The organism is Roseixanthobacter liquoris (assembly GCF_043195135.2).
GTDB lineage: Bacteria > Pseudomonadota > Alphaproteobacteria > Rhizobiales > Xanthobacteraceae > NCEH01.
Map to the genome: position 1 here is coordinate 801,242 of NZ_CM195537.1, position 25,612 is coordinate 826,853.

Below are 25,612 nucleotides of genomic sequence, written 5' to 3' on the forward strand. Positions count from 1 at the left end.
CCATGGAGCAGGAGCAAGCTGTCGTCATCCGCCCGTCGCGGGATTCGGACGTGGATGCCATGCTGGCCATCTATCGCCGCCACATCCGCCGCGGCGTCGAGGAAGGGGTGGATGACGGCGAGATGCCGCAGCCGGACGATCTGCGGGAGCGGCGCAAGAACCTGAAGAGCCGCCGCTTTCCCCACATCGTCGCGGTGCAGGGCGGGGAGGTGCTGGGCTATGCCTATGTGGTGCTGTTCCGCAAGCGGCCGGCCTATCGCTACACCGTGAAGCACTCGATCTATGTGCACCACGAGCATCTCGGCCAGGGCATCGGCCGCATGCTCATGCGCGGGCTGATCGACGCCTGCGCGGCCGCCGGCTTCCGCCAGATGATCGGCTATATCGATGCCGACAACAGCGCCTCGCTCACCCTGCACGAGCGGTTCGGCTTCGTGCGCGTGGGCCTGCTGCCGGGGGTGGCCTATCGCTACGGCCGGTGGTCGGACAGCGTGATGGTGCAGCGCTCGCTGGGCGCGGGCGGCACCGCCCCGCCGCCGCCTTTGCCGCTTTCCACCCGCTGAGAGGCGCGACCCGGCCTCTCACATCCGGTGCGCGCCGGGCGCGATCGTCCCGCGGCGTGTCACACCGCGTCGGCCTCGAAATCGGCGGGGATGGCGCCGGACAGCAGGCAGGGCGAGAAGAACAGGCTGCGGTCGATGGCGCCGCGCAACGTGCGATAGGCGATGATCGCCCACAGGACCACGAGACAGATCACCAGCGCCCCGCCGATCACGAGCAGGAAGCTTAAATGCGTCTGCCGGGCCAGCGCCAGGGTCGCGACCGCATAGACGCCGAGCGGGAAGGTGAAGCCCCACCAGCCGATGTTGAACGGCAGGCCCTGGGCGAGATAGCGCATCGTCGTCAGCACCGCGAGCAGGAACCACCACGCCCCATAGCCCCACAGGATCGCTCCGCCGACGAGGCCGATGCCGGCCGCCACATTGCCCATGCCGGCAAGGCCGGCGGCGGCGAACACTTGCGGCGCGGCCGCGCCCAGCAGCAGGAGCCCGAGCGCGCCGGTGCCGATCGGGCCGAGCGACAGCCAGCCGGAGGCCGCCATGTCCTTGGGCGGCAGCTTGTGGAGCACCAGGCGCAGCACCAGGATGACGAGAATGCTCATGGCCAGCGGCACGGAATAGGCCCAAAGCGCATAGGCCAGGATCAGCAGGCGCCAGGCCGCATCGGGATCCGAAATCTGGGGCACGATCAGGCCGGCGGTCGCAGCGGCGACTTCGGCGGCGACGATCGGCAGCAGCCAGACCGCGGTCATCTTCTCGATGCTGTGGTTCTGCCAGGTGAACATCAGGAACGGGATCAGCACGCCGCAGGCGATCGCGATCGCGGCATCGACCCACCACAGCGCCAGCGCGATATCGATCGCGACCGGCCCCCACAGCGGCAGCCCGAAGGCCACGAAGCCGTTGATGATGGTGGCAAGCCCCATGGGGATGGCGCCGAAGAACATGGACATCACCGAATGGCCGAAGATGCGCCGGGCCTCGGCCGGAAACAGCAGCCAGCGCGCCGTGTAAAGCGCGGTGAAGACGGCGAACAGCACGATGTTCGCCAGCCAGATGCCGGTGGCGAGTTCATGCTGTCCGGGAAAGGAAACGGGGAACTGATTGACCGCGATCGCCAGGATGCCGGTGCCCATGGTGGCGGTGAACCAATTGGGGGTGAACTGGCGCACCACCTCCCGGAGCGTGCCGGGCGTCTGCTTCGGGTCGTGGCCGGCCAGGGCGGCGGGGGAAGGAGAATGGGCCAATTCCGACTCCGAATCGCGTTCGTGCTACAGGGATTGGGCACCTGCCAAGCCCGCGCGGGGGATGCACCGCGCAGCCGCCGGGAAGCCTCACCCGGGAAGCCCCACAAGGCCTTGATATTCATACCATGCCTAGCGCCGTGTCCGTAACGGGAGAATGACCGTTGGCGTACGAGCCGGCGCCGGCCCCGGCGGCGAACGGGGGTGCGGGGCGAGCAGGGCGCGGTCAGCCGCGCGGGCGTGCCTGTGGATCCGTCCGCGGGGCATCGCAGCGTCGCCAGGGCAGGAGGAAGAGTTCGCCTTCGCGCCGGCCGGTTTCCACCGTGACGCCATAGGCCTGCGCCACCCGTTCGGGCGTGAGCACGTCGGTCGGCGACCCGGCGGCCAGCAGGGTGCCGTCCCTCATCAGCGCCAGGCGATCGCAGAAGCGAGCGGCCAGCGTCAGGTCGTGCAGCACCACGACCACCGTGGTGCCGGCGCGGGCCAGGTCGCGCAGCAGCTCCATGGTCTGGAGCTGGTGATAGGGGTCGAGCGCGGCGACCGGCTCGTCCGCCAGCAGTACCGGCGCTTCGACCGCCAGGGCGCGCGCCAGCAGCACGCGGGCGCGCTCGCCGCCGGAGAGCGAGCCGGCCGTCCGGTCCCGCAGGTGCATCACGTCCGCCGCCGCCATGGCGCGCAGCGTGGCGGCATCCACCTGCGCCGCGCCGTGCGGCAGGCGCCCCAGCGCCACCACCTGATCCACCCGCAGCGGCCAGTGGATGCGCCCGCCCTGCGCGAGATAGGCGAGGGTGCGGCCGGTGGCGCGCCGGCCGATCTCGGCCAGGGTGCGTCCCCCATAGGCGACACGGCCCGAGGCGAGCGGCTCAAGCCCGCACAGCGCCCGCAGCAGCGAGGTCTTTCCGGCGCCGTTGGGGCCGATGAGCCCGAGGAGCTCGCCCGGCTGCGCCTGCAGGGAGAGATCGCGCACCACGCGGGCCGTGCCGCGCGCGACGCTGACCTGGAGCACGTCGAGGATCATTCCGCCTCCACCTTCAGGCGCCGCAGCATGGCAAGAAAGAAGGGCGCGCCGATAATGGCGGTGATCACGCCGAGCTTCAGTTCGGGCCGGCTCGGAATGAGCCGCACGGCGATGTCGGCACCGAGGGTCAGCGCCGCGCCCGCAAGGCCGCTGAGCAGCAGCAGGCGGCCGGGCCGGTTTCCCGCCAACGGCCGCATGAGATGGGGCACCACGAGCCCGACGAAGCCGATCGCCCCCGCCACCGCCACGCTCGCGCCCACCGCCGCCGCGGCGCCCCCCACCACCAGCAGCCGCGTGCGCGTCAGGGAAAAGCCGAGGCTGGCGGCCGTGTCCTCGCCCAGGGTCAGCGCATCCAGCGCGGGACCGGCGGCGAGCACGAGACCCCAGCCGACCATCATGAAAGGCAGCGCCAGCGTCACATGGACAAGGCTGCGGTCCGACACGGAGCCCATCAGCCAGAACACCACCTCCAGCGCCGCATAGGGGCTGGGCGCGAGATTGAGGGCGAGCGCCGTGAGCGCGCCGGCGAGGCTGTTCAGGGCGACCCCGGCGAGGATCAGGGTCGCCGTGGCAACGCCCTGGCGCGCCAGCATCAGCAGGAATGCGGTGGCCATGCCCGCGCCGATGAGGCCGCCAAGCGGAAGCGCGAGGGCGAAGCTGGCCGACAGGCCGAAGTAGAAGGCCACCACCGCCCCGAGCGCCGCCGCGCCGGACACGCCGATCACGCCGGGATCCGCCAAGGGATTGCGCATCAGTCCCTGGAGCGCGGCACCGGTGATGCCGAGGCTGAATCCCACGGTGGCGCCGAGGATGGCGCGCGGCAAGCGCAGTTCCGACAGCACCAGCGCCGGCAGGCTGGCGCGCCCGGCGACCAGGTCGGCCAGGGCGGCGGGCATGTCGAGCGTCGCATAGCCGATGGCCGTCGAGCCCAGGAACAGGACAAAGACGAGGACCGCGAGGGCGACGACAAGCGCACTCTGGCCCGGATGCGCGGGCGCCCTCATCGCGCCATCCCGAGGCGCGCGCCGGCGAGGCGCTTTGCCGCCAGGCGCTGCGCGGCCAGCGCGAGTTCGGGACCCGCACAGGTCCACAGGCGGGTGGGGAGGGACAGGGCGCGTCCCTGGGCCGAAAACGGCGCGAGGGCGGGATGGTGCAGGAGGTCGTCGGCCAGGGAGGGCGCGGCATCCGCGTCGCCGCCGTTGATCACCAGCAGGTCCGGCTGGGCCTCGACGATCTCTTCCAGATTGAGCTGGCCGAGGCGGTCGGTGGAGAGCTGCGCGGCGAGATTCTCGTAGCCCGCGCGCCCGAGGATCTCGTCGACGATGGAGCCGCGCCCGGCGGTGAAGCCGTTCGGCCGCAGCACGATGGCGGCGCCCGGGTGCGCGGGCACGGGCGGCAGGCTCGCGAAGTCCCGTTGCATGGCGGCGATCATCGCCTCGCCGCGCGCCGGTTCCCCGATGCGCGCCGCGACCGTGCGGATCTGGGCATAGGCCTCCGCCAGGCTGGCCGGCAGGCCCAGTTCCAGGATCGGCATGCCGAGATGTTTCAGCATGGCGGCGGTGGTGCGGGTGGTGAAGGCGCCGACGATGACGAGATCGGGCGCCAGCGGCACGATTTCCTCGGCGATGCCGCGGTTCACCGGCACCCGTCGCGCGAGATCCGCGACATTGGAGCTGCGCGGATCCCGGGCGAGATAAGTCACCGAGGCGACCTTGTCCGGATCGGCGAGCCGCAGCACCAATTCGTCGGCGCATAGATTGAGCGACGCGATGCGAGCCGGCTTCTGCGCTCCCGCGGCGGCGGGAGCACAGAGCAGCAGAAAAGCGAGCAGGCCCGCAGCGCGTTTCATTCCGTCCGCCTCAATAGGTGAACTTGAGGCCGCCATAGGCCCCGAAGCCGGGGGCAAGGAAGCCGTTCGGGTTCTGGTAGGTCTGGTCGAACAGATTGTCGATGCGCCCGAACAGGGTGGCCTGCTTTGTCAGGGCGTAATTGGCCGCGACGTTCACCACGGTGTAGCCCGGCTGGTCGATATAATCGCTGGTGAGGCGCACGATGTCCCACCAGGCGGAGGCATAGATCAGCGTGGCGGAAAGATTGAGCTGGTCCGTGGGGTTCCAGTCCGCGCTGACGCTGACCTTGTTGTTCGGCCGCCGCAACGGGGTGCAGGAGGTGTCCGTCAGCGGCGCGCAGGCGGCACCGAAGGAGGTGTCGGGCGGCATGTAGCCCACCGCCTCGGTATAGGTGTAGTCCACCCTCAGCTTCAGCCGGTCGGTGACCGCGAAGGCGACGAAGGTTTCCGCGCCCTGCGTCGTCGCGCTGGAGATGTTGACGTTCTGGTACGAGACCGGGTCGTAACTGATGAGGTTGGTGATGTCGTTGTGGAAATAGGTGGCGCCGAAGGTCACCCGCCCGCCGAACGCCTCCTGCTCGAAGCCGGCGTCATAGCCCGTGCTTTCCTCCGGCTTCAGCCCCGCATTGCCGTAGACGGGAGCGTAGAGCTGATACAGCGAGGGCGCCTTGAAGCCGGTGCCGTAGCTGGCTTTCAGCTTGGTCCCCGTCTCGGGAATGAGAATGCCCGGCGCGAGGCGGTAGGTGGAATGGTCGCCGAACGTATCGTCGCTGTCGAAGCGGATGTTGGCGGCGCCGAAGAACCGATCCCCCAGCTTCCCCTGGAGTTCCGCATAGGCGCCGGTGTCGCCGGTGCTGGCGGAAAGGTCGGTGTATTGGGTCGACGAGGTCATCGCCTCGTTGCGCCGCTCCACGCCCACCAGAAGGTTCTGTCCGGGGGCGAAGGCGAGGTTCGAGCGCAGATAATAGGTCTGCCGGTCGCCCTCATATTGGCCGTTCACATCGGCATTCGGCCCGGTGGTGGGGTTTGAGGTGGTCATGGCGCTGACGCCGAAGGTGGTGTTCAGCGCGCCGTCGAGGGCGGTCCACACCCCTTCCCCCTTGGTGAAGAACATGCTGGCAAGGCTCGTGGAGCGCTCGGCCGCGGGAAGGCCCTCGTACAGCGGCGGGGGATAGACATCCGGCGTGTAGGCGAGCCGGCTGTCGATGTAGCGGGCGATAAAATTGACTGCGAACGCATCGCTCATCTGGAAATCGAGGCGGGTCGAATAGGTCCAGTTGTCATAGGCGTTCGGGTTGATCGGATAACCGGGCGGCACGATGCCGGGCGGCGTCACCGGGATTTCCGTCGAGGAAAAATGGGTGACGTTGAAGGAATAGCCGACCTTTTCCGTCGAGCCGCTGAGGGCCGCAGCCTGGTTGAAGGTGCCGAGCGCGCCGCCTTCCACATAGCCGAACACCTTCGCCGGCCCCTCGCCCTTCTTGGTGGTGATCGAGATCACGCCGCCGATGGCGTCCGAGCCGTAGAGGCCGCTCTGGGGGCCGCGCAGCACCTCGATGCGGGCAAGGTCGGTGGCGAGCAATTGGCCGAAATCGAAGGCGCCGTTGGGGGTCGAGGGATTGCCCGCGTCGATGCCGTCCACCAGCACCTTCACATGGTTGGAATTGGTGCCGCGGATAAACACCGAGGTCTGCCCGCCGGGGCCGCCGGTCTGCACCACATTCAGCCCCGGAAGCGACTGGAGCACTTGGGGAACCGTGCGCAATTGCTGGCGGTCGATATCCTCGGCGGTGACCACGCTGACGGAGGAGGCCACCTGGTCCGCCGGCGTCGGCAGGCCGGTGGCGCTCACCACCACCTCGGGCAGGTCGATGGATTGCGGGGCGCCGCCGCCGGGCATCGATTGGGCGCAGGCCCATTCGGAGGCCGATGAAAGCAGCAGCGCTGCGACGACGGATCGGCCGGCGGCGCGCGCGGCGCCGCGTGGAAGGAAAACAGGAACGGAAAGCATAAATGCCTCAGCGGGACGAGTGGTCCGTCACCGCGAACGAGGCCTCCGCGCGACGCAAGCGCCGCAGGGAACAACCACCATCAGGACACCCCGCCCAATGTGCTCGCGCGTGACCACGGCTGACGGCAGGTCTCCTGGCTCGCGGGTCAGCGTCCGTATCGTCGCCTTCCCAGGCCAAAGGCCCAGTGGCTGATGACGATGGACTCGCCGCTTACAGTTGCGGGGGCAGCCGCGGCTTCGACCAGCGCTTGTTTCCAGGCGCCGACTCACCGCGTTCCCTTTTGATCCCCAAGGGGAACCGTCGCCGTAACCGTAGACGCAGGGCGCTCGGACCGTCAAGCGGCATGGGCCGGGCTGTGCGCCTCAGCCCGGCGCGCGCCGGTTCTCGTACAGCTTCAGCGCAACGCCAACCGCCTCCAGCAGCGGCACCGGAAGCGCGAACGCCCGGGCGCGCGCGGCGAGGTCGCCGATGATCTGGTCGGCTTCCACCGGATAGCCCTGGCTCAGGTCGCGATACAGGGAGGAGGTCATGGGCGAGCCGTCCGCCGTCAGCTGCGCCTGTGTCCAGGCGAGGAAGGCGGGACGCGGGCCGTATCCCGCCGCCTGCGCGATGGCGGCGCATTCGCCGACGATGGCGAGCGCGACGGCCTTGCCGCCCGCGGCGGCCACGTCCCCGATGCTGCCGCGCATCAGGCAGGTGGTGGCGCCGAGGCTCGCGAGGAAGACCCATTTCTCCCACATGTCGAGCAGGATGGTGTCCGAGAGGCGGGCGTCGAAGCCGGCGCCCTGCATCACTGCGTCCAGGGCGGTGATGCGCGGCGAGCGCGTGCCGTCGGTTTCGCCATAGGTCAGTTCGTGCAGCGGGCTCATCTGCACGATGCGCCCCTCCTCATCGATCCGGCCCATGATCTTGCAGACGCCGCCGAGCAGCCGTTCCGCCCCGAAGCGCGCGGCGAGCACATCCAGGTGCCTCATGCCGTTGAGCACCGGCAGGATCATGGTATCGGGTCCGATGGCCGGAGCGACGTCGGCCAGCGCCGCATCGAGGGCGAACGCCTTCACCGAGAGCAGGACGAGGTCATAGGGCCGGGCGATCTCATCGGCAGTCACGATGGCGGGGTGAAGCGTCGCACCGCCGTGAGGGCTGACGATCTCAAGCCCGCGCTCGCGCAGGCGCGCCGCGCGGCTCGGGCGGACCAGGAAGGTCACGTCCCGTCCCGCCTGCGCGAGGCGACCGCCGAAATAGCCGCCGGTCGCGCCGGCACCAACCACGAGAATGCGCATCATGTGCTCCGATGAACCGGCCCGGTGGGGCGCGATCAGGGTGAAACCGTGAAAATAATGCCTTCAGCGAAACCAGGAACCCGAGGCGACGGAGACGCCGACCACGGCACCATAGGCTAACAGCCCGAAGGCATAGACCGCGAACAGCCAGAGCAGGGAGCCGGTGGCCGCAAGCACCAGCGCGCCGCCGACGGTCGCGATGATCATCCGCAGCAGGCTGGCGAGGAGCGGCCAGCCGAGCCGGCCCGCGCCCTGGGACGCGAAATAAAGGGTCATGCCGAGCCCGAAGAAGCCGAAGAACGGCCCGACGATGCGCAGATACACCGTTCCCACCGCCAGCATTTCCGGCGTCGCGTCGAACAGGCGCAGCCATGCCTCCGGCCAGATCGCGGCGGCGATCCCCACGGCTTCCGTCAGCGCAAAGGCGAAGCCGCCGCCGATCAGGGCGATGCGCAGCGCCCGCCGGTTCTGTCCGGCGCCGATATTGGTGCCCACCAGTGCCACCAGCGGCGCGCCGAGGCCGAAGGCGAGGGGCGGCAGCAGATATTCGAGTCGGGTGCCGGTGCCGAAGCCGGCCACCGCGCCCGGCCCCGCATGGGCCGCGACCAGGGCCATGGTGACGGCGATCGTCACGTTCAGCTGGACCGTGTTCACCGCCGCCACCGCGCCCACTTTCAGGATGTTCCAGGCATAGGGCAGGTGCAGGCGGGTCCAGGCGAAGCGCGCCACATTGCGGCCGCTGGCGACGTACCAGCCCAGGATCGCGGTGCCGATGGCATAATAAAGCACCATGGCGATCGCCCCGCCGGCGATGCCGAAAGCGGGAATCGGGCCTGATCCGAGGATCAGCACATAGGAGAGCGGCGCCAACAGGATAGCGCCGCCGCAGATGACGATCCCGGGCACCAGCATGTTGCCGGTGCCGCGGATGATGCTCGCCAGCGCATTGAACACCCAGAGCAGCACCATGCCGGCGAACAGGATGCGCGAATAGGTGATCGCCGCCTCCAGGGACGGGCCGCTGCCGCCGAGCAGGGCAAACAGATGGTGGCCGAACAGAAGGACGAGCGCGGAGAAGGTCAGGCCGAATCCGGCATTGATCAGCAGCGCGTGCAGCACCAGGCTGTCGGCTTCGGCCCGGCGCTGGCCGCCGAGGGCGCGGGCGATGGCGGAGGAGATGCCCCCGCCCATGGCGCCCTGGGACATGTTCTGCATCAGGATCAAGACCGGAAGCACCAGCGCCATGCCGGTGAGCGCGTCGATGCCGAGCCGGGCGATGAACGCCATTTCGATCAGGCCGGTGCTCGATTGGGCGAGCATGACCAGGATGTTGGGCCACGCCAGCCGCGCGAGCAGCGGCACCACCGGGGCCTCCAGGAGCGCGCGGGTGCGCGCCGACATGGCGGGCGGAGCGGCAATCGGGGCCGGCGCGGGGAACGCGGCGCGGGTCGGAGGTGACAAGGTTTTCAGCATGTCGGGTTCCCGTGCGCCGGGCGAAGGGGCGCGCGTCGCCTTGATTTATGGGCATATGCCCATAAATTTGAAAATAGTGGCATATGCGAGTATTCGTCAATTGACGGCCCCGTGAGGAGCTCAGGAATGGCAGGGCGCAAGACGTCGTCGGCACAGACAGGATGCGCGCCAAACCCCGCGCCGACCGGGGCTTATCCCAATGCCGGGCGCTGCAACGGCACGGCCTTGCGCAAGGCCACGCGGCGCGTGTCGCAGCTCTATGATTCCGTCCTGGCGCCGTGCGGCCTGAAGGGGACCCAGCGCTCGGTGCTCATCCATGTGGCGCGGGCGGGAACGCCCACCATGGGCGAACTGTCCGCCGCCCTGGTGCTCGACCGCTCGGCGCTCGGGCACAATCTCAAGCCGCTGGAACGCGACGGCCTGATCGCCCTGGTGCCGGATGAACAGGACAAGCGCAGCCGCCGGGTGGCCCTGACGCCGCTCGGCAAGGCGAAGCTCGATGCCTCCATGGCATTGTGGGCACAGGCGCAGGCGCGCTTCGAGGCAGTGTTCGGGGCCGCCGAGGCGGCGGCGCTGCGCGCGTCGCTGGAGCGCATCGCCTCGCCGGAATTCGCCGCCGCATTCGCCGGCCGCGAACCCCGCGAATAGGCGTCCGTGCGGGCCGCATCGGGTTCGTCCGGGGGCCGACATGGCAACGTGATTTGACGCGGCGGTGCGCGCGTACTTCTAAGGGAGCCGTTCCCGCCCGAACCGAGACTGCGCCCATGACGAAATCCCCCTTCCGGACCTGGCTCATCACCGGCTGCTCCGCCGGTTTCGGCCGCGTGCTCGCGGAAGCCGCCCTCGCGCGCGGCGACCGCGTGATGCTGACGGCGCGCGATCCCGGAAAGCTCGCGGACCTCGCCGCCCGCTATCCGGAAACCGCGCGCACGGCGAAGCTCGACGTCACCCATGCCGGCGATGCGGCGGCGGCGGTGGCGGCCACGCAGGCGGCCTTCGGTGCGCTGGACGTGCTGGTGAACAACGCCGGCTATGGCTTTCTCGGCGCGGTGGAGGAGGCGGCGCCGGAGGAATATCGCGCGCTGTTCGATGCCAATGTGTTCGGCCTCATCGAGATGACGCGCGCTGCACTGCCGCTGATGCGCCAGGGCACGGGGGGACGCATCGTGCAGTTCTCGTCGAACCTCGGGCTCCAGTCGCGCGCCGGCTATGGCTATTACAGCGCCACCAAATTTGCCGTGGAGGGCCTCTCCGAGGCGCTCGCCGCCGAGCTGGAGCCGCTTGGCATCTGCGTGATCCTGGTGGAGCCCGGCGCCTTCCGTACCGATTTCCTCGGCCGCTCCATCGCGTTCGCGGCGGACCGGATTGACGCCTATGAGGCGACGGTGGGCGCGGTGCGCACGGCGGTTCCCACCCGCGCCGGCGCGCAGCCGGGCGATCCGCGTCGGGGCGTCGCCGTCATTCTCCAGGCGGTCGATGCACAGAAGCCGCCGTTGCGCCTCGCCCTCGGGCCGGATGCCCACCGCAACATCCGCGCCAAGCTCGCCCGCGTGGCGACCGACCTCGATGCCTGGGAGCACGTGGCGGCCGATACGGATTTCCGGGAGTAAGCAAGCGGGCCCTGCGGTCCGTCCCCTCCTCGCCTTCGAAGTAGGGGACGGGGCCGCCTGGTGGTCTGTGTCGGGGCTCAGCCGCGCCCGACGAACGGCATCTTGGTGGCCATCACGGTGATGGTCTGCACGTTCGCGCTCAGCGGCAGGCTCGCCATGTAGACCACCGCGTCCGCCACATGCTTGGCGTCGATCATCGGCTCCGGCTTCATGGAGCCGTCCGCCTGGATGATGCCGTTCTTGATGCGCTGGGCCATTTCGGTGTCGGCATTGCCGATGTCGATCTGGCCGCAGGCGATGTCAAAGGCGCGGCCATCCAGCGAGGTGGATTTCGTGAGCCCGGCGATGGCGTGCTTGGTGGAGGTGTAGGGCGCAGAATTGGGCCGGGGCGTGTGGGCCGAGATCGATCCATTGTTGATGATCCGCCCGCCCATGGGAGTCTGCGCCTTCATGATGCGGATCGCCTGCTGGGTGCACAGGAACGGGCCGGTGAGGTTGGTATCCACCACCGTGCGCCATTGCTCGTAGGTGAGATCCTCCATCGGCACGCCGGGAGCGCCGGTGCCGGCATTGTTGAACAGCAGGTCGAGCCGGCCATAGGCCTCCTTCACCGCCGCGAACAAGGCGGCGACGGAGGCAGGGTCGGTCACGTCCGTCGGCACCACCAGCGAGGGCGCGTCGCCGAGCGCGGAGGCGGTGGCCTCCAACGCCTCGCGGCGCCGGCCGGCGAGCGCGAGGCTATAGCCCGCGGCGGCCAGGGCAAGCGCGACGGCGCGGCCGACGCCGGAGCCGGCGCCGGTGACAAGGGCGATCTTGGTGGCGGTCATGAAGTCTCTCTCCCGAGTGTTCTCTATTCTCTTCCCGCCGTCCCTGGGGCGGGCCCAGGGTGCGCCGGCGCGCGGACCTTATGCCGTGCGAAGAGTGGCCCGCCATGGAAAGCCCAAGCGGGAGGAGATTTCAATCGTTTTGATTTGACCTGCCGCGCGGTACCCCGCGCCCGCGCTCAATCGGGCGCGCGGGCGGCGAGCACTTCGAAATCGATATAATGGCCGGCGCGGTCGCGTTTGGAGGCGAGGTAGCGCACATTCTCCAGCGTCGGGCGCCCGAGCACCCGCTGTTCCGCCACCACGTCCAGCCCGGCGGCCTTCAAGGCGGCGATCTTCTGCGGATTGTTGGTGATGAGCTGCACCGCCGTCACCCCGAGCTGCCGCAGCATCTCGGCGGCAAAGTCGAAGCGCCGCTGGTCGAGCCCGAAGCCGAGCACGGCGTCGGCGTCATAGGTGTCGTAGCCCTCGGACTGGAGCTTGTAGGCGCGCATCTTGTTGGCGATGCCGTTGCCGCGCCCTTCCTGGTCGAGATAGAGCAACACGCCGCCCGCCCCGCGCGCCATGCGCTGGACCGTATCGCGCAACTGGTCGCCGCAATCGCATTTCAGGCTGCCGAACAGGTCGCCCGTGAGGCAGGCCGAATGCAGGCGCACCGGCACCGCCTGGGAGAGGTCCGGCTTGCCGACGATGATCGCCACCTGGTCGCGCAGGCCCTCGCCGCCGCGAAACACCACGAATTCCGTTTCCGGCGCGCCTTCCAGGGGCACCGGCGCGCGGCCGACGATGGTGAGGCGCGCGGCCTGGTCGGCACGAAAGGCGGCGATATCGGCACCGTCCACCCGCAGCACCTGTTCGAGCCCGGCCCCGTCGCTGGGCGCGACCACCGCCGCCGGCAGCACCAGGGCAAGGCCGAGCAGATCGAGCGCGGCAAGGTCGAGCGCGGTCGCCGGCGCCACCGGGGCATCGACGCGCGCATCCACCTTGAGCGTGAGCAAGCCGACCCGCTCCGGGTCCATCTGCGGCAGGGCGATCGACCCGTCCTCATCGCGCGGGCAGCCCAGGCGGGAGAGGCGCGGACCGGGCAGCACGAGGCGCCCGATGCCGTTGACGTGTTCGGCGAAAGCGGCGGCCAGGGACGCGTCGAAGGCTTCGGCACCGATCACAAGCGCGCGATCCCCGCCCTGCGACAACAGGACCGGACGACCGGACCGCAGTTCGGAGATTGCGCGTTCCACGGCGGTGATACGCGGATCGGCGCGACCGAGAATATTCAGACTAGGGGACATTACAGCCTCTTCACCCACTAACATGTGCCACGGCCGCGTTTCTGCAAGCCCCGTCGTGCCATCAGGCCCCGCGCACCTCGCCGCATCCGTTCCATGCGGACGCCCGTGCGTGGCCTTCGTCACCAAACGGTGCCGCTGCCGTTGCGTTCCCAGCCCACCCCCACCCGGCGTGATCGTGCCGTGCGCCGCGCCGGCCCCTGCATCCGGCGGCGCCCGTTTATGCTAAGTCGAGGGCGATGCAGAACTATGACCCATTCCTGAGCCTGAGCGCGAGCGCGCAATGCGCGGATCGCTCCCTCGTGATCGGCCAGCTCGGCCAATCGCTGGACGGGCGTATCGCCACGGTTTCAGGCGAATCCAAATACATCAGCGGCGGGTATGCGCTGGACCATCTGCACCGGCTGCGGGCGAGCGCCGACGCGGTGCTGGTGGGGGTCGGCACGATAGCCGCCGACGACCCGCTGCTGAACGTGCGCCGCGTGCCGGGCAAGAACCCCGCCCGCGTGATCATCGATCCCTCGGGCCGGCTCGATCCCGCCGCCCGGTGTCTCGGCGCCGACGGGGCGCGCCGGCTGGTGTTGCGGCGCCCGGGCGTGACCGGCGCGCTTCCTCCCGGCGTCGAAGCGGTGGCGGTGGCCGCCGACGCGGCGGGGCGCATGACGCCGGAGGCGATCCTGGAGGCGTTGCGGGGTCAGGGCCTGTTCCGCGTGCTGGTGGAAGGGGGCACGCGCACATTGTCGTCATTTCTCGATGCGGGCTGCATGGACGGCTTCCATGTGCTGGTGTCTGCGGTCATTCTCGGGTCCGGCCGTGCGGGCCTCGAGCTGGCGCCCATCGCCGCGCTGAAGGATGCGCTGCGACCGGCGAGCCGGGTCGAGGTTTTTCCCGACGGCGACGTGCTGTTTGCGTGCGATCTGCGCCTGCCAGCGGCCGGGGGCGCCCGAGATGTGGAAACCGGCACGGGGGATGGCCGCTCCCCCCATGAGGACGGGACGCGCGACCATGAGCGAGCCGCAGGTCATTCCTTATTCTCCGCCGGCTAGGTGGATACACTGGCTCACCGCGGCGGCGGTGCTGCTGGTCATTCCGTTCGGCTTCATCATGCTGCGCCTGCCGGACGGACCGGCGCAGGACCGCCTGTTCGACCTGCACCGCTCCATCGGCTTCACCATCCTGTGCCTCGCGGTGCTGCGGGTGGCCGTGCGGGTGGCGAACGGCAAGCCGCCGCGCCCGCCCGGCCTGCCGGATTGGCAATGGGCGGCCTCCAACGGCGTGCATCACCTGCTCTATGTGCTGATCTTCGTGATGCCGCTGCTCGGCTGGGCGGGTTCGTCCGCCTATGGTTCGGCGGTGAGCGTGTTCGGCCTGTTCACGCTGCCGGCCATCGCGCCGAAGAATGACGGCCTGTCCGACCTGTTGAACAGCGCGCACCAATATCTCGGCTATGCCACCGCCGCGCTTGTGGCGCTCCACATTCTCGCCGGCCTTTACCACGGCATCATCCGGCGCGACGGGGTGCTCTCGCGCATGCTGCCGCAGCTCAGCCGGAGCTGAGCGGGCGCGCCTCAAGCGGCCAGGCGAGCAGGTCGGCATGGCCGATCTCGCAATTCGCGTGCCGGCGCGCGTTCAACCAGGCGGAGACGGTCTCCTCCGCCAGCAGCCCGGTCTGCGCCGCCGCACCGGCCGTGCCCTCCGCAAGGGCGGCGATCAGCTGAAGCTCGCCCGGGCCGAGCCGCCAGGGGCTGCTTTCCTCCCGCGTCCCATAGCCCTGCGCCCGGAAGGCTTGGGCCAGCAAAGCGCTGGCCTGCGGACCCGCGGCCGGGCCGAAGCCCTTGTCGCGCGCCTGATGGGCCTGGAAGGCGCGGGCGATCTCGCCATCGGCCGCATGGCCGGGATGCCAGGCATCGCGGCCATCGCAGGTGAGCACCGTGTAGAACAGCGCGTCCCGTTGCGCGACCTGCCCGGCGAACCGTTGAATCCACGCGGCGGAGACGAGGTCGAAGAAGGCCGAGGCCGTCACGAGATGCGGCGCGTCCTCCCCGATGGAATCGAGGCCGACCGCGGGATCCGCGGCGAGGTCGGCCTCGGCGAAGGCGATGGCGATGTGCCGCTGCGGTCCTTCCAGAACCAGCCGGTCGCCCGCCACATGTGCGGACATGCCCCGTTCTGCACCCCAGGCCGCCAGGGCGGCGCGGGCTTCGTCGAGCAAGGCGGGGTCGTGGTCCAGCAGGCGCCAGCTCTGGCGCGGGCCGAGCAGGGGCGCCGTCGCGCGCAGATTGGAGCCGGTGCCGGCACCGAGATCGACGATGCGCTGCTCGCGATCCGCGCCGCCCGCCTGCCGGGCCAGGCGCAACGCGAGGTCGGCGGCCAGCGCGACATGCCGCGCGGCGATGTCCGCAGGCTCGCGCAAGGCGAGCCATTGGGCGGAAAATCCTGTCATGGCAAGGTCTCCAGCGCTGCGGCACGTACGAGTGCGCCGGCGATGAGATGCGCGGTGTCGTCCCAGCCGGGCAGCTTCTGCCCGGCGGCGAAGGCGGCATCGGCGAGGCGCCGGCGCTCCTTCGGAGACAGCAGGCAGATGCGCAGGGCGCCGGCGAGGGACTCCGCGTCCCCCGGTGGCACCTTCAGCGCGGCGCGATCCGGCACGGTCTCGTTCGCCGCGCCGCCGGTGGTGCAGATCATGGGCAGGCCATGGCGCATCGCTTCCGCCAGCACCATGCCGTAGCCCTCGTACAGCGAGGGGTGGACGAACAGGTCGCAGCCGGCAAACGCCTGCGCTAGATCTTCCGCCGGCCGGGCCCCGGCAAGGGTGATGCGCGCGTCCAGGCCATGGGCGGCGATGAGCGCGCGCACCTGGGCCGCCGTCGCGGGGTGCAGGTCGAGGCTGCCGATGATGGTGAGGCTCCAGGCGAAGCTCTTCAACTGGCCAAGCGCCGCGATCAGCACGTCGTATCCCTTGCGCGGGATGAGCGAGCCCACGGCCAGGAGGCGCGCCGGGCTCCCGTCCGCCGGGGCTCGCGCGACCGGCGCGGAGCCAGGCGGCGCGATGGTCAGGCGCGCGGGATCGACGCCGAAATCGCGGATCAGGGTACGGCCAGTGGCGGGGCTGGTCGCCACCACGTGGACGCATCGAGCGAGGGCCGCGCGTTCGCTGGCCGCAAGACGCGCGCGCTCTTCGGCCGAAAGGCCGGCCTCCAGGGAGAACGGATGGTGGATCAGGGCGACGATGCGCCGGTCGAGCGCCGCGAGCCCCTCCGCCGGCAGGGCGCCGAGGGCGAGGCCATCGATCAGCAGCAGGGTCTGCGGCGCGGTGGCGGCGAGGGCGGCCAGCGCCTCGCGGACCTGCGCTTCGCTCGGCGCGGGAAAGCCGGCCGGCAGGGCGAGATGCGCGAGGGACAGGCCGTCCATCGGAAAGCGGCTCAGCACCGCGCGGTCATAGGCATAGCCGCCGGTCGGCAGATCGAGGGCGCCGGGGATCGCGAAGGCGGCCGCAATCATGCGGCGATATCGCCCTCGAACCAGGCCCGGGCCACATGGGATTCATGCAGCGTCACCCGCAGCTTGGCCAGCGCATCGCCGCCCGTGCCCAGGGCGCCGGTGCGCGCCGCGTCCGCCATGCGGTCGAAGATGTGGCGGCACAGCACCTCGGTCGTGGTGTTGCGCCCGGCGAAGTCCGGCAGGTCGTCGAGATTGCGATAGGTGAGGGGGCCGAGCACCGCTTTGAGCGCATCGAGGGCGCGGCCGATGTCGACCACGACGCCCTCCGCCGTCAGCTCGCGGCTGAAGAAGGCGACATCCACCACGAAGGTGGCGCCGTGCAGCGCCTGGGCCGGGCCGAACAGGTCGCCCTTGAAACTATGGGCGATCATGATGTGATCGCGCACTTCCACTGCATACATGGGAAAATTCCTAGCCGTTCAGGCGCTATAGCGCACCACGGTCGCCACCGCATCGGGGCGGGCGCCGAGGATGCGGTCGAGGGATTGGGGCAGGTCGGCGAAGGCCACCTCGTCGGTGATCAGCGCGTCCAGCCGGGGGTCGGCGAGCAGATCCAGGGCCTTGGCGAGGCGCCGCTTCAAGGTCCAGCGCGGCTGGCGCTCCGGCGGCACCGCGCCCACCTGCGAGGAGAGCAGCCGCAGCCGCTTGGCATGGAACGGCCCGCCCAGTTCCACGGTCACCGGCTTGTCGCCATACCAGCTCACTTCCACGAGGGTGGCCGAATGGCCGCAGCAGCCGATGGCGGCGGCGAGCCCTTCGGACGTGGCGCTGGCATGGAACACCACGTCCGCCTCGGCAATGGGGGCGGGAGAGGCGGAAAACCGCGCCCCGAAGGATTCGACGATCGCGCGGCGCTGTTCGCACGGGTCGAGGGCGGTGACGTCCGCGCCCGGAAGCCGGGCGGCGAGATAGACGATCAGCAATCCCACGAGGCCCGCGCCCACCACCACGATGCGGTCGCCCGCGCCGGCGCCGCTGTCCCACAGGGCGTTCAGCGCGGTTTCCATATTGGCGGCGAGGGTGGCGCGGCGGGCGGGCACATCGCGCGGCACCAGCATCGCCTTGTCGGCGGCGATCAGGAACCGGTCCTGGTGGGGATGCAGGGCGAATATGTCGCGGCCGAGCAAGGGGGCCGGGCCGGCGGCGACGCGGCCGACCGCGCAATAGCCGTATTTGACCGGGAAAGGAAATTCGCCGGCCTGCATGGGGGCGCGCATGCAGCCGCGATGCACCGGATCGGTCAGGCCGTCATAGATCAGGCGCTCGGTGCCCCGGCTCACGGCGCTCCAGGAGGTGGTGATGAGAAGCTCGTCCCGTTCGCGCGGGCGCAAGGCTTCGCTCCTGAGGCGCGCGCAGCGCGGAGCGACGTACCACAGCGCCTGGGCCTCGGCTTCGGGAGGGGCCGTCTTTTCGGTGTGATCGACAGGGTCCACGCCCATGATATCTCCGGCCCGCTCGCGAGCTTGTTCCTGGCTTTGGTGCGCAGCTCGTTGTTTCCTCATCGCAATCCCGCCGACTCCCCGCCTTGATCCATTCCATCCACCGGAGCCTTCATGAACGTCCGGCCAGAGCCTTCCGCCTTGTGCGCCGACCTCCCGGCCGTCACCTCCGCGCACCCGCGGGCGATGCGTCGCCGCCGCCTGACCATGCTGGCCCTCAATCTCGCCACCCTGGCGCTTGTCGCCCTGCTGGCGGGCCGGCTCGCGGCGCAGAACGGCTGGCGGGCGGTCGATCTGGTGCTGCTGGCCTGCGTCCTGGTCGCAACGCCCTGGAATGCGATTGGTTTCTGGAATGCGGCGGTCGGTCTTTTCCTTCTGCACGCGCGCCGTGACGGCGTGATGCAGGCGGCGCCGTTTCTGGGCCGCATGCGCGATGCCCCCGTCTCCACGCGCACCGCCATTCTTATGACGCTCCGCAACGAAGATCCCGAACGGGCTCTTTCACGTTTGCGTGCGGTGAAAACCGGGCTCGACGCCACCGGCTTCGGCGGCCAGTTCGGTTATTTCCTGCTGAGCGACACCAATCGCGCCGACGTGGCGCGGGCGGAGGAAGAGGCGGTGGCCCGCTGGCAGGCGGAAGAGGGCGGCGGCATCCTCTATCGCCGCCGGCCGGTGAACACCGGCTTCAAGGCCGGCAATGTGCGGGACTTCTGCCTCACCTGGGGCGGCGCCTATGACTTCATGCTGCCGCTCGATGCGGACAGCCTGATGGGAGCGCCGGCGGTGCTCGACCTGGTGCGGACCCTGGAGGCGAACCCGCGCATCGGCATCCTTCAAAGCCTCGTGGTGGGCCTGCCCAGCGCCAGCGGGTTCGCGCGCCTGTTCCAGTTCGGCATGCGACACGGCATGCGCTGCTACACGCTCGGCGCCACATGGTGGGCGGGCGATTGCGGCCCGTTCTGGGGGCACAATGCGTTGATCCGGGTGCAGCCCTTCACGCTCCATTGCGAACTGCCGCTCTTGCCCGGAGAACCGCCGCTGGGCGGGCCGATCCTCTCCCACGACCAGGTAGAAGCCGTGCTCATGCGCCGGGCCGGCTACGAGGTGCGGGTGGTGCCGGTGGAGGGGGAGAGCTTCGAGGAAAATCCCCCCACTTTGCTGGATTTCATGGCCCGCGACCTGCGCTGGTGCCTGGGCAATCTGCAATACACCCGCCTGCTCTCCCTGCCGGGCCTGCCGCCCATGAGCCGGTTCCAGCTTTTGTGGGCGATCCTGATGTTCGCCGCCATGCCGGCGGTGCCGCTGGCGCTGGCGCTGCTGCCGTTCGCGGCGGGGGATGCCTCGCCCGAGGTCGGGGCGGGAACGGCGGGGCTTTATCTCGGCCTGCTGTTCCTCTCCCTGTCGCCGAAGCTCGCCGGGCTGGCGGACGTGGCGCTCACGGCGGGCGGCGTCGCGCGCTATGGCGGAGCGGGGCGGTTCGCGGCTTCGGCGCTGGCGGAACTGGCGTTCGCCTTCCTGCTCGCGCCCATCATGGCGCTGTCCACCACCCGCTTCCTGGCGCTGCTCGCCTTCGGCCATGTGCACGGCGTGTGGAACGGGCAGGCGCGCGACGCCCATGCCCTGTCCTGGCGCGTGGCGGCGCGCGCGCTGTGGTTTCCCACGGTGTTCGGGCTTGGGGTGGCGCTCGCCATGGCGCTGACGGCGCCAGTGCTGCTGCTGTGGACCGCGCCGCTGATCGCCGGCTGCTGGCTGGCGATTCCGTTCGCGGTGTTAACCGCCGATCCGCGCTTCGGCGCCTGGCTCGCGGCCCGGCGGCTGTGCGCGACGCCGGAGGAAGCAGCCCCGCCGGCGGTCTTCTCGGCCCTTGTCCCACAGGCTCCGGCGCGGCGCCGCGCGGCGGCCTGAAGCTCTTGCCGCATCGCTGGAAAAGGCCGGGGACGCCGAAAATGTTTCACGTGAAACATGGACTTAGCGCAGACGAACAGCGGTTTCGTGACGCCTCTCCGCGCCGTTTCGGCCGATGACACTGCAAATTCGGCCGAGATCTTCGCCATGAATGAATCCGGTTCGCGCCGGCCGGCCCCGAACGCCGCGACCGTTCAGCTGGCGCGGCGTTCGCGCTGATCGGCGATGAACTCCAGATAGGGGCGCAGGGACATTGCAGGCTCGCATCGCGATCCGTGCCGGCCGCTGTCGGGCGGCGGGATAGAAACGGGCGCCCCGAGGGGCGCCCGCGATCGTCTCAAGCGGTCTGTCGACGTGCGAATGTCAGCGCCGGAAGCCGCCGCCGCCGAAGCGCGCGCCGCCGCCATAGCCGCCGCCGAAGCGGTCGGCGCCGGCATTCACCCGCTCGTTGCTCCACTGGCGCGCCTGGCGCTCCTGGTCGAGGTTCGCGGGCGCGGCATTGTGGTCCACCGACTGCCAGCCGGACGATGTGGCCTTGTTCCAGCCGGTGTCCGAGTGCTGGTAGACGTTGCCGTCATGGTCCGCATAGACGTTGCCGTTGTTCCAGCCCACCGTGTTGCCGGTGCGCTGGTTGGTGGCGACGCCCTTGCTGTCCACGTCCACATGCCCGTCCTCGCGGCTGACCGAGGTGGTGGAGGCGTGGGCCGTGCCGGCGGTGGGATTGACCCCGGTGGATTCGCGCGTCGCTTCCTTGTTGCCGGTATAGGCATTGCCGGTGACGGTGGCGCTGGACTGGCCGCGCGCCCCGGTGGCGGGATTGTAGCGGGAATTGTCGCGGGTGGCGCCGTAATTGCCGGTATAGGGATTGAACGCCGCCGCCGAGCGGCCGGCGAAGTCGGTGCCGCGGGCCGTGGTGCCGGACCAGGCGCGCGAGGACCAGGCGGTGCCGTTGGCGGTCACGCCCCAGGAATGGGCCACCACCGCGTCGCCGCCCCAGCGGCCGTACATGTTGGTGTAGTTGAGATTGGTATAGCCCCAATGGCCGCCCCACGGGCCGGCGCCCCAATAGGGGCCCCAATAGGGGTTCACGGCGGCGCCCCAGGCCCAGCCGGCGGCGAAGCCGAAGCCGAAGCCCACGGTGGCGCCGAGCGCGAAGCCGGCGCCATAGCCATAGGTCGCCGGGCAGCCATACCACCAGGTGGCCCCGGCATAGCCGGTGCAATAATAGCCGCTGCCATAGACCACGGTGCCGCCGGGCGCGACCATCACGCCCATATAGCCGGGGGTGTAGCCGACCACGACTGTCTCCGGCTGCACCGAATAGATCCGCACATAGGTCACATAATGCACGGGCGAGGAGACCGGGATCGTATAGATCACGTCCGGCACCGCGTCGGCCACGCGCCAGGGGCCGGTGGGCGAGGCGGAGACGAACCACACGCCCTGCGAGACCATGTAGAAGCGGTTGGAGCTGACCTGGATCACCGGCAGCGGCGTGTTGACCGCATATTGCAGGCTGGTGCCGGTGATCGGCGCGAACTGCGGCGCGCCCTGGTAGGTGACGCTGCCGCTGGTGGAGCGCTTGACGGTGGCGGTCTGGGGAATGGTGGCGGCGATGGCCGCTTCCTTGGCCTGCGGGGTTCCCGCCACCGAGACCAGCACATTGGCCTTCGGGTCCTGCGGCGAGATCTTCGCGAAGTCCGCCGGCAGCGCGTCGGAGGCGACGAACGCCCAGGGTCCGCGCAGATCGGTGGCGCGGAACCAGCGGCCCGAGATCAGCACGTAATAGGCATTGTTGGTCGGGTCCATGAACACCGCATGGTCGGCATTGCTCATGGAGAGCAGGCCGGTGCCGGCGACCGGGAGCATCTGCGGCTGGCCGTTGGTCTGCACCAGCTCGGTGGGGGTGGCCGAGACATAGATCGCCGGGGGCGGGGTGATCGGCTTGCCGTCCTGCGCCAGCAGCGGGTCGGGCGCATTCTGCTTGGCGGCGATCTTGGCCGCGTTCTGGAGCGCGCTCGCGGGCTGGGGCGTCACCACCCAGGTGCTGTCGAGGCTGCTGGTCTCATACCAGGTGCCGGCCGCCTGGAGATGATAGACGCCCTTGTCGTCGCGCAGCATCAGGGGCCGCGTGTTGATGACGCGCTGGAAGCCCTTCGCCCCGTCCACCGGCTTCAGGTCGGGATCGCCGGAGATCAGCACCAGCACGGTGAGCGTGTCGGTGAAGACGATGCGCGGCGGGGTGTTCTCCACCGGCTGGGTCTTCAGCGCGGCGATCTTCTGGTTGACGGCGTAGCTCGCCTGGAGATGGTCCAGCGCCACGGTGATGCCGTTCGGCGGCAGGCGCTTGGTGAGCGCCTCCTGGATCGCGGCGACCTTCTCGGGGGCGGTCGGCACCTCCACCTTGGCGATGGCGATATTGTCGAGATGGACCAGGCCCTCCGCCTTGTCCACGGTGGTGGTGGCGGTGAAATCGGCGAAGCCATAGGTCGGCGCGCCATCCTTGGGGCCGATGGCGACGGCGGCGCGGCCGCCGATCTTGTTGCCGTCCCAGCTGTTGATCTGCGGCTGGTAGAGCTCCAGCCGGCTGTCGCCCACGTCGAAATCGCGCGGCCAGGCGAGGCCGGCGCCCGGCGCCGCCTCGGTCTGCTGCTGGGCCGGCGGCTGCTGGCCATAGGCAAAGGGCGCAGAGAGCATGGACGCGATGGTCAGCGCGGCGATCGCGCTGGTGCCCTTGAGCCGCACTTTCAGCATTAGCGTTTCCTCTTCCCGAATTGCCCGCCCCAATGGCCAAGACCTAGCATTTCCGATTGCTTTCGTCAGCCGCGGCGGGATCCACCCGCAAGCTTGACGGGTGCGCAAAAACGGACCGCTAATGTGGTGCGTCGCCGCGCCTCAGGTGCGGCGGGGGATGCGTGCAGCATCCGGGCAGGGAGAAGGCAACGTGAAAAGATACGTCGCGGAATGTCTCGGCACGGCAACGCTCGTGCTTTTCGGCTGTGGCGCTGCGGTGGTGACCGGGGCGGGGGGCAACCATGTGGGTCTCCTCGCGGTCGCCTTCGCGTTCGGCCTCGCCGTCACCTCCATGGCCTATGGCATCGGCCATGTGTCCGGCTGTCACATCAATCCCGCCGTGACGCTGGGCGTGTGGGCCGCCGGGCGGCTGCCGGCGATCGAGGTGCCGAAATATATCATCGCCCAGGTCCTCGGCGGGATTCTCGGCGCCGGCATCCTCTATGCCATCGCCTCCGGCCGGCTCACCGGCTTCGATGCCGAAACCGAGGGGCTTGGCCAGAACGGCTGGGGCGAAGGCTATCTCGGAGGCTACGGGCTCGGCGCGGCGGTGGCGGCCGAGCTGGTGGGAAGCTTCATCTTTCTGGTGGTCATCCTCGGCTCCACCTCGCGGGCGGGAATCACCCAGGCGGCCGGCCTCGCCATCGGCCTGTCCCTGGTGATGATCCACATCGTGCTCATCCCGGTGACCGGCGTGTCGGTCAATCCGGCGCGCAGCATCGGCCCGGCGCTGTTTGTCGGCGGCAAGGCGCTGGCGCAGCTCTGGCTGTTCATCGTCGTGCCGCCCATCGGCGCGATGCTGGCGGGATTGCTGTTTCGCCTGCGCGTGCTGGAAGACTGAGGCCGGGCGCACCCGCGGGCGGCGATCGCTCCTTCGCCCGCCACCGGGCGCGCGCGCCCGTTCCCAACACGGGCCTTTGTCGCGCGCCTTTGCGCGCCGTACCCGCGTGCCGGCCTGCCATGTGCGCGTCCTACAGGGGTGCCGTCGGCGCCCATGTGCCATGCACCGCCATGGCGCGCCAGAGCCTTGCCACCCGCGCGGTTCGCGGCTAAGCCCGCTGAAAGCGTGAGGATAGAATGGCTCAGGACGGTCTCAATTATCGCGACGCCGGGGTCGATATCGATGCCGGAAACCGGCTCGTCGATCTCATCAAGCCGCTGGTCAAGGCCACCGCCCGGCCCGGCGCCGATGCCGACATCGGCGGTTTCGGCGGCCTGTTCGATCTCAAGCGCGCCGGTTTCCTCGATCCGCTGCTGGTCGCCACCACCGACGGCGTGGGCACCAAGCTGAAGATCGCCATCGAAACCGGCAAGCACGACACGATCGGCATCGATCTCGTCGCCATGTGCGTGAACGATCTGGTGGTGCAGGGCGCCGAGCCCCTGTTCTTCCTGGATTATTTCGCCACCGGCCATCTCACCCCGGATGTCGGCGCGCAGATCGTCGCCGGCGTGGCGCGCGCTTGCAAGGAAGCGGGATGCGCGCTCATCGGCGGGGAGACCGCCGAGATGCCGGGCATGTATTCGGAAGGCGACTACGACCTCGCCGGCTTTTCGGTGGGCGCGGTGGAGCGTTCCGCCGTGCTGCCCCGCCCGGACGTGGGGCCGGACGACGTGATTCTCGGCCTGGCCTCCTCCGGCATTCATTCCAACGGCTATTCCCTGGTGCGCCGGATCGTCGAGCGCGCGGGCCTCGCCTTCGACGTGGAGGCGCCGTTCGCGCCCGGCGTCGACCTCGGCGTGGCCCTGCTGGAGCCGACCCGGCTCTATGTGCGCAGCGTGCTGGGCGTCATCCGCCAGACCCATGCGGTGAAGGCGCTCGCCCATATCACCGGCGGCGGCATCACCGAGAACCTGCCGCGCGTGCTGCCGAAGGGCACCATCGCGCGCATCGACCTTTCCAATCTCATCGTCCCGCCGGTGTTCCGCTGGCTCGCCCAGGCGGGCGGGGTGGCGCCGGAGGAAATGCTCCGCGCCTTCAATTGCGGGATCGGCATGGCGGTGGTGGTGGCGGCCGAGGACGCCGAGCGGGTCGCCGACGCATTCGCCGACATGGGCGAGAGCGTGGTCCGCCTCGGCGTCATCGAGCCGGGCGCGGACGCGGCCCACGTGGTCTATGACGGCACGCTGGGGCTCGATGCGCCGGTGGGTGACGCCTGATGCACAAGAAACGCGTCGCCATCCTGATTTCCGGCCGGGGCTCCAACATGGCGGCCCTGGTGAAGGCCGCCGAGGCGTCCGATTTCCCGGCCGAGATCGCCCTCGTCGTCTCCAACCGGGCGGATGCGGCGGGCCTGCAATTCGCCGAGGCCGCCGGCATCCGCACCATGGTGCTGAGCCATCGCGATTTCGCCGATCGGATCGCCTTCGACGCCGCGCTCGACGCGCATTTGCGGATCGAGGGAATCGAGATCATCTGCCTTGCCGGCTTCATGCGCATTCTCACCCCCTGGCTGGTGGAGCGCTGGCGCGACCGCATGATCAATGTGCACCCCTCGCTGCTGCCGAGCTTCAAGGGTCTCGACACCCACGCCCGCGCGCTGGAAGCCGGGGTGCGCTTCCACGGCTGCACGGTGCATCTGGTGCGGCCGGAGATGGACGACGGACCCATCGTGCTCCAGGCGGTGGTGCCGGTGCGGCCCGACGACACGCCGCAGACCCTGGCGGAGCGCGTGCTGACGCAGGAGCACATCATCTATCCGCGCGGGCTGGCGCTGCTGGCCGGCGGGCGGATCCAGGTGAAGGACGAGCGCGCGCTCATTTCCGGCGCGCGCACCCCGCTCGACGTGCTGATCGCCCCGCGGGTGTGAGGCCG

At 69.8% G+C, this 25,612-nt stretch carries 23 protein-coding genes and 1 riboswitch; of the genes, 9 read left to right on the plus strand and 14 right to left on the minus strand.

Features of this window, described 5'->3' with window-relative positions; all coding sequences use genetic code 11:
- The first annotated feature begins 2 nt into the window (after positions 1–2).
- Positions 3–563 carry a GNAT family N-acetyltransferase gene (locus V5F84_RS03585; RefSeq protein WP_394044057.1) on the plus strand — a complete coding sequence of 187 codons (561 nt, stop codon included), beginning with the start codon at positions 3–5 and terminating at the stop codon, positions 561–563.
- A 59-nt stretch (positions 564–622) separates the two neighbouring features.
- Here V5F84_RS03585 and V5F84_RS03590 read toward each other — a convergent pair whose 3' ends face one another.
- From V5F84_RS03590 to V5F84_RS03620, 7 genes are all read right to left on the minus strand, one after another.
- Positions 623–1,807: a TDT family transporter gene (locus tag V5F84_RS03590; RefSeq protein ID WP_394043980.1), complete on the minus strand. Its 1,185-nt coding sequence runs from the start codon at positions 1,805–1,807 to the stop codon at positions 623–625.
- A gap of 223 nt (positions 1,808–2,030) precedes the next feature.
- Positions 2,031–2,822: an ABC transporter ATP-binding protein gene (locus tag V5F84_RS03595; protein ID WP_394043981.1), complete on the minus strand. Its 792-nt coding sequence runs from the start codon at positions 2,820–2,822 to the stop codon at positions 2,031–2,033.
- Positions 2,819–3,826 (minus strand): FecCD family ABC transporter permease, encoded by a 1,008-nt coding sequence (locus V5F84_RS03600; protein WP_394043982.1) that lies wholly within the window; start codon positions 3,824–3,826, stop codon positions 2,819–2,821. Before V5F84_RS03600 ends, V5F84_RS03595 begins: the two co-directional genes overlap by 4 nt.
- A complete protein-coding gene (locus tag V5F84_RS03605) occupies positions 3,823–4,671 on the minus strand; it encodes an ABC transporter substrate-binding protein (protein WP_394043983.1) in 849 nt (282 codons plus the stop codon). Before V5F84_RS03605 ends, V5F84_RS03600 begins: the two co-directional genes overlap by 4 nt.
- A 10-nt stretch (positions 4,672–4,681) precedes the next feature.
- Positions 4,682–6,682 (minus strand): TonB-dependent receptor plug domain-containing protein, encoded by a 2,001-nt coding sequence (locus V5F84_RS03610; RefSeq protein WP_394043984.1) that lies wholly within the window; start codon positions 6,680–6,682, stop codon positions 4,682–4,684.
- 107 nt (positions 6,683–6,789) lie between these two features.
- Positions 6,790–6,999: riboswitch (cobalamin riboswitch) on the minus strand.
- 46 nt (positions 7,000–7,045) lie between these two features.
- A complete protein-coding gene (gene panE / locus V5F84_RS03615) occupies positions 7,046–7,966 on the minus strand; it encodes a 2-dehydropantoate 2-reductase (RefSeq protein ID WP_394043985.1) in 921 nt (306 codons plus the stop codon).
- Between the two features lie 63 nt (positions 7,967–8,029).
- Positions 8,030–9,439: an MATE family efflux transporter gene (locus tag V5F84_RS03620; protein WP_394043986.1), complete on the minus strand. Its 1,410-nt coding sequence runs from the start codon at positions 9,437–9,439 to the stop codon at positions 8,030–8,032.
- A gap of 126 nt (positions 9,440–9,565) precedes the next feature.
- Between V5F84_RS03620 and V5F84_RS03625 the strand changes: the two genes are divergently transcribed.
- Both V5F84_RS03625 and V5F84_RS03630 read left to right on the plus strand, forming a co-directional pair.
- Positions 9,566–10,087, plus strand: coding sequence for a MarR family winged helix-turn-helix transcriptional regulator (locus V5F84_RS03625; protein ID WP_394043987.1), 522 nt, complete (start codon positions 9,566–9,568; stop codon positions 10,085–10,087).
- 116 nt (positions 10,088–10,203) lie between these two features.
- On the plus strand, positions 10,204–11,049 hold the full coding sequence (locus V5F84_RS03630; protein WP_394043988.1) for an oxidoreductase: 846 nt from the start codon (positions 10,204–10,206) through the stop codon (positions 11,047–11,049).
- Positions 11,050–11,126: 77 nt separating this feature from the next.
- Here the strand turns inward: V5F84_RS03630 and V5F84_RS03635 are convergent, their stop codons facing one another.
- Both V5F84_RS03635 and ribA read right to left on the minus strand, forming a co-directional pair.
- Positions 11,127–11,876, minus strand: coding sequence for an SDR family oxidoreductase (locus V5F84_RS03635; protein WP_394043989.1), 750 nt, complete (start codon positions 11,874–11,876; stop codon positions 11,127–11,129).
- 176 nt (positions 11,877–12,052) lie between these two features.
- Complete coding sequence (gene ribA / locus V5F84_RS03640; protein WP_394043990.1) at positions 12,053–13,162, minus strand: GTP cyclohydrolase II RibA; 1,110 nt, start codon at positions 13,160–13,162, stop codon at positions 12,053–12,055.
- Positions 13,163–13,398: 236 nt separating this feature from the next.
- Between ribA and V5F84_RS03645 the strand changes: the two genes are divergently transcribed.
- Together V5F84_RS03645 and V5F84_RS03650 are read left to right on the plus strand one after the other, a co-directional pair.
- Entirely contained in the window at positions 13,399–14,205 is an 807-nt protein-coding gene (locus V5F84_RS03645; RefSeq protein WP_394043991.1) for a RibD family protein, read from the plus strand.
- A complete protein-coding gene (locus V5F84_RS03650) occupies positions 14,165–14,716 on the plus strand; it encodes a cytochrome b (protein WP_394043992.1) in 552 nt (183 codons plus the stop codon). Before V5F84_RS03645 ends, V5F84_RS03650 begins: the two co-directional genes overlap by 41 nt.
- On the opposite strand, the gene V5F84_RS03655 is transcribed toward V5F84_RS03650, so the two are convergent.
- The 4 genes from V5F84_RS03655 to V5F84_RS03670 are packed head-to-tail and all read right to left on the minus strand — an operon-like array spanning position 14,703 to position 18,099.
- On the minus strand, positions 14,703–15,602 hold the full coding sequence (locus V5F84_RS03655; RefSeq protein WP_394043993.1) for an SAM-dependent methyltransferase: 900 nt from the start codon (positions 15,600–15,602) through the stop codon (positions 14,703–14,705). The two genes, V5F84_RS03650 and V5F84_RS03655, sit on opposite strands and share 14 nt — an antisense overlap.
- The gene (locus V5F84_RS03660; RefSeq protein WP_394043994.1) at positions 15,599–16,660 is read right to left on the minus strand and encodes a glycosyltransferase family 4 protein; all 1,062 of its coding nucleotides are present in this window, start codon (positions 16,658–16,660) and stop codon (positions 15,599–15,601) included. Before V5F84_RS03660 ends, V5F84_RS03655 begins: the two co-directional genes overlap by 4 nt.
- Positions 16,657–17,061 (minus strand): 6-pyruvoyl trahydropterin synthase family protein, encoded by a 405-nt coding sequence (locus tag V5F84_RS03665; RefSeq protein WP_394043995.1) that lies wholly within the window; start codon positions 17,059–17,061, stop codon positions 16,657–16,659. The genes V5F84_RS03660 and V5F84_RS03665 overlap by 4 nt, the downstream gene beginning before the upstream one ends.
- An 18-nt stretch (positions 17,062–17,079) precedes the next feature.
- Positions 17,080–18,099, minus strand: a complete 1,020-nt coding sequence (locus tag V5F84_RS03670; RefSeq protein WP_394043996.1) for a zinc-dependent alcohol dehydrogenase — start codon at positions 18,097–18,099, stop codon at positions 17,080–17,082.
- A gap of 114 nt (positions 18,100–18,213) precedes the next feature.
- Between V5F84_RS03670 and mdoH the strand changes: the two genes are divergently transcribed.
- Positions 18,214–20,004, plus strand: coding sequence for a glucans biosynthesis glucosyltransferase MdoH (gene mdoH, locus V5F84_RS03675; protein ID WP_394043997.1), 1,791 nt, complete (start codon positions 18,214–18,216; stop codon positions 20,002–20,004).
- Between the two features lie 363 nt (positions 20,005–20,367).
- Here the strand turns inward: mdoH and V5F84_RS03680 are convergent, their stop codons facing one another.
- The gene (locus V5F84_RS03680) at positions 20,368–22,758 is read right to left on the minus strand and encodes a carbohydrate-binding family V/XII (protein ID WP_394043998.1); all 2,391 of its coding nucleotides are present in this window, start codon (positions 22,756–22,758) and stop codon (positions 20,368–20,370) included.
- Positions 22,759–22,948: 190 nt separating this feature from the next.
- Between V5F84_RS03680 and aqpZ the strand changes: the two genes are divergently transcribed.
- From aqpZ to purN, 3 genes are all read left to right on the plus strand, one after another.
- The gene (aqpZ, locus tag V5F84_RS03685; RefSeq protein ID WP_394043999.1) at positions 22,949–23,638 is read left to right on the plus strand and encodes an aquaporin Z; all 690 of its coding nucleotides are present in this window, start codon (positions 22,949–22,951) and stop codon (positions 23,636–23,638) included.
- Positions 23,639–23,874: 236 nt separating this feature from the next.
- Positions 23,875–24,957, plus strand: coding sequence for a phosphoribosylformylglycinamidine cyclo-ligase (gene purM, locus V5F84_RS03690; RefSeq protein ID WP_394044000.1), 1,083 nt, complete (start codon positions 23,875–23,877; stop codon positions 24,955–24,957).
- A complete protein-coding gene (purN, locus tag V5F84_RS03695) occupies positions 24,957–25,607 on the plus strand; it encodes a phosphoribosylglycinamide formyltransferase (protein ID WP_394044001.1) in 651 nt (216 codons plus the stop codon). The genes purM and purN overlap by 1 nt, the downstream gene beginning before the upstream one ends.
- Positions 25,608–25,612: the final 5 nt, after the last annotated feature.

What these genes read in the sequence shown, in the direction of transcription:
- V5F84_RS03585 (WP_394044057.1), top strand. Translation starts at nt 3, where the DNA reads ATGGAGCAGGAGCAAGCTGTCGTCATCCGCCCGTCGCGGGATTCGGAC.
- V5F84_RS03595 (WP_394043981.1), bottom strand. Translation starts at nt 2,822, where the DNA reads ATGATCCTCGACGTGCTCCAGGTCAGCGTCGCGCGCGGCACGGCCCGC.
- V5F84_RS03600 (WP_394043982.1), bottom strand. Translation starts at nt 3,826, where the DNA reads ATGAGGGCGCCCGCGCATCCGGGCCAGAGTGCGCTTGTCGTCGCCCTC.
- V5F84_RS03605 (WP_394043983.1), bottom strand. Translation starts at nt 4,671, where the DNA reads ATGAAACGCGCTGCGGGCCTGCTCGCTTTTCTGCTGCTCTGTGCTCCC.
- V5F84_RS03610 (WP_394043984.1), bottom strand. Translation starts at nt 6,682, where the DNA reads ATGCTTTCCGTTCCTGTTTTCCTTCCACGCGGCGCCGCGCGCGCCGCC.
- panE (WP_394043985.1), bottom strand. Translation starts at nt 7,966, where the DNA reads ATGCGCATTCTCGTGGTTGGTGCCGGCGCGACCGGCGGCTATTTCGGC.
- V5F84_RS03620 (WP_394043986.1), bottom strand. Translation starts at nt 9,439, where the DNA reads ATGCTGAAAACCTTGTCACCTCCGACCCGCGCCGCGTTCCCCGCGCCG.
- V5F84_RS03625 (WP_394043987.1), top strand. Translation starts at nt 9,566, where the DNA reads ATGGCAGGGCGCAAGACGTCGTCGGCACAGACAGGATGCGCGCCAAAC.
- V5F84_RS03630 (WP_394043988.1), top strand. Translation starts at nt 10,204, where the DNA reads ATGACGAAATCCCCCTTCCGGACCTGGCTCATCACCGGCTGCTCCGCC.
- V5F84_RS03635 (WP_394043989.1), bottom strand. Translation starts at nt 11,876, where the DNA reads ATGACCGCCACCAAGATCGCCCTTGTCACCGGCGCCGGCTCCGGCGTC.
- ribA (WP_394043990.1), bottom strand. Translation starts at nt 13,162, where the DNA reads ATGTCCCCTAGTCTGAATATTCTCGGTCGCGCCGATCCGCGTATCACC.
- V5F84_RS03645 (WP_394043991.1), top strand. Translation starts at nt 13,399, where the DNA reads ATGCAGAACTATGACCCATTCCTGAGCCTGAGCGCGAGCGCGCAATGC.
- V5F84_RS03650 (WP_394043992.1), top strand. Translation starts at nt 14,165, where the DNA reads ATGAGCGAGCCGCAGGTCATTCCTTATTCTCCGCCGGCTAGGTGGATA.
- V5F84_RS03655 (WP_394043993.1), bottom strand. Translation starts at nt 15,602, where the DNA reads ATGACAGGATTTTCCGCCCAATGGCTCGCCTTGCGCGAGCCTGCGGAC.
- V5F84_RS03660 (WP_394043994.1), bottom strand. Translation starts at nt 16,660, where the DNA reads ATGATTGCGGCCGCCTTCGCGATCCCCGGCGCCCTCGATCTGCCGACC.
- V5F84_RS03665 (WP_394043995.1), bottom strand. Translation starts at nt 17,061, where the DNA reads ATGTATGCAGTGGAAGTGCGCGATCACATCATGATCGCCCATAGTTTC.
- V5F84_RS03670 (WP_394043996.1), bottom strand. Translation starts at nt 18,099, where the DNA reads ATGGGCGTGGACCCTGTCGATCACACCGAAAAGACGGCCCCTCCCGAA.
- mdoH (WP_394043997.1), top strand. Translation starts at nt 18,214, where the DNA reads ATGAACGTCCGGCCAGAGCCTTCCGCCTTGTGCGCCGACCTCCCGGCC.
- V5F84_RS03680 (WP_394043998.1), bottom strand. Translation starts at nt 22,758, where the DNA reads ATGCTGAAAGTGCGGCTCAAGGGCACCAGCGCGATCGCCGCGCTGACC.
- purM (WP_394044000.1), top strand. Translation starts at nt 23,875, where the DNA reads ATGGCTCAGGACGGTCTCAATTATCGCGACGCCGGGGTCGATATCGAT.
- purN (WP_394044001.1), top strand. Translation starts at nt 24,957, where the DNA reads ATGCACAAGAAACGCGTCGCCATCCTGATTTCCGGCCGGGGCTCCAAC.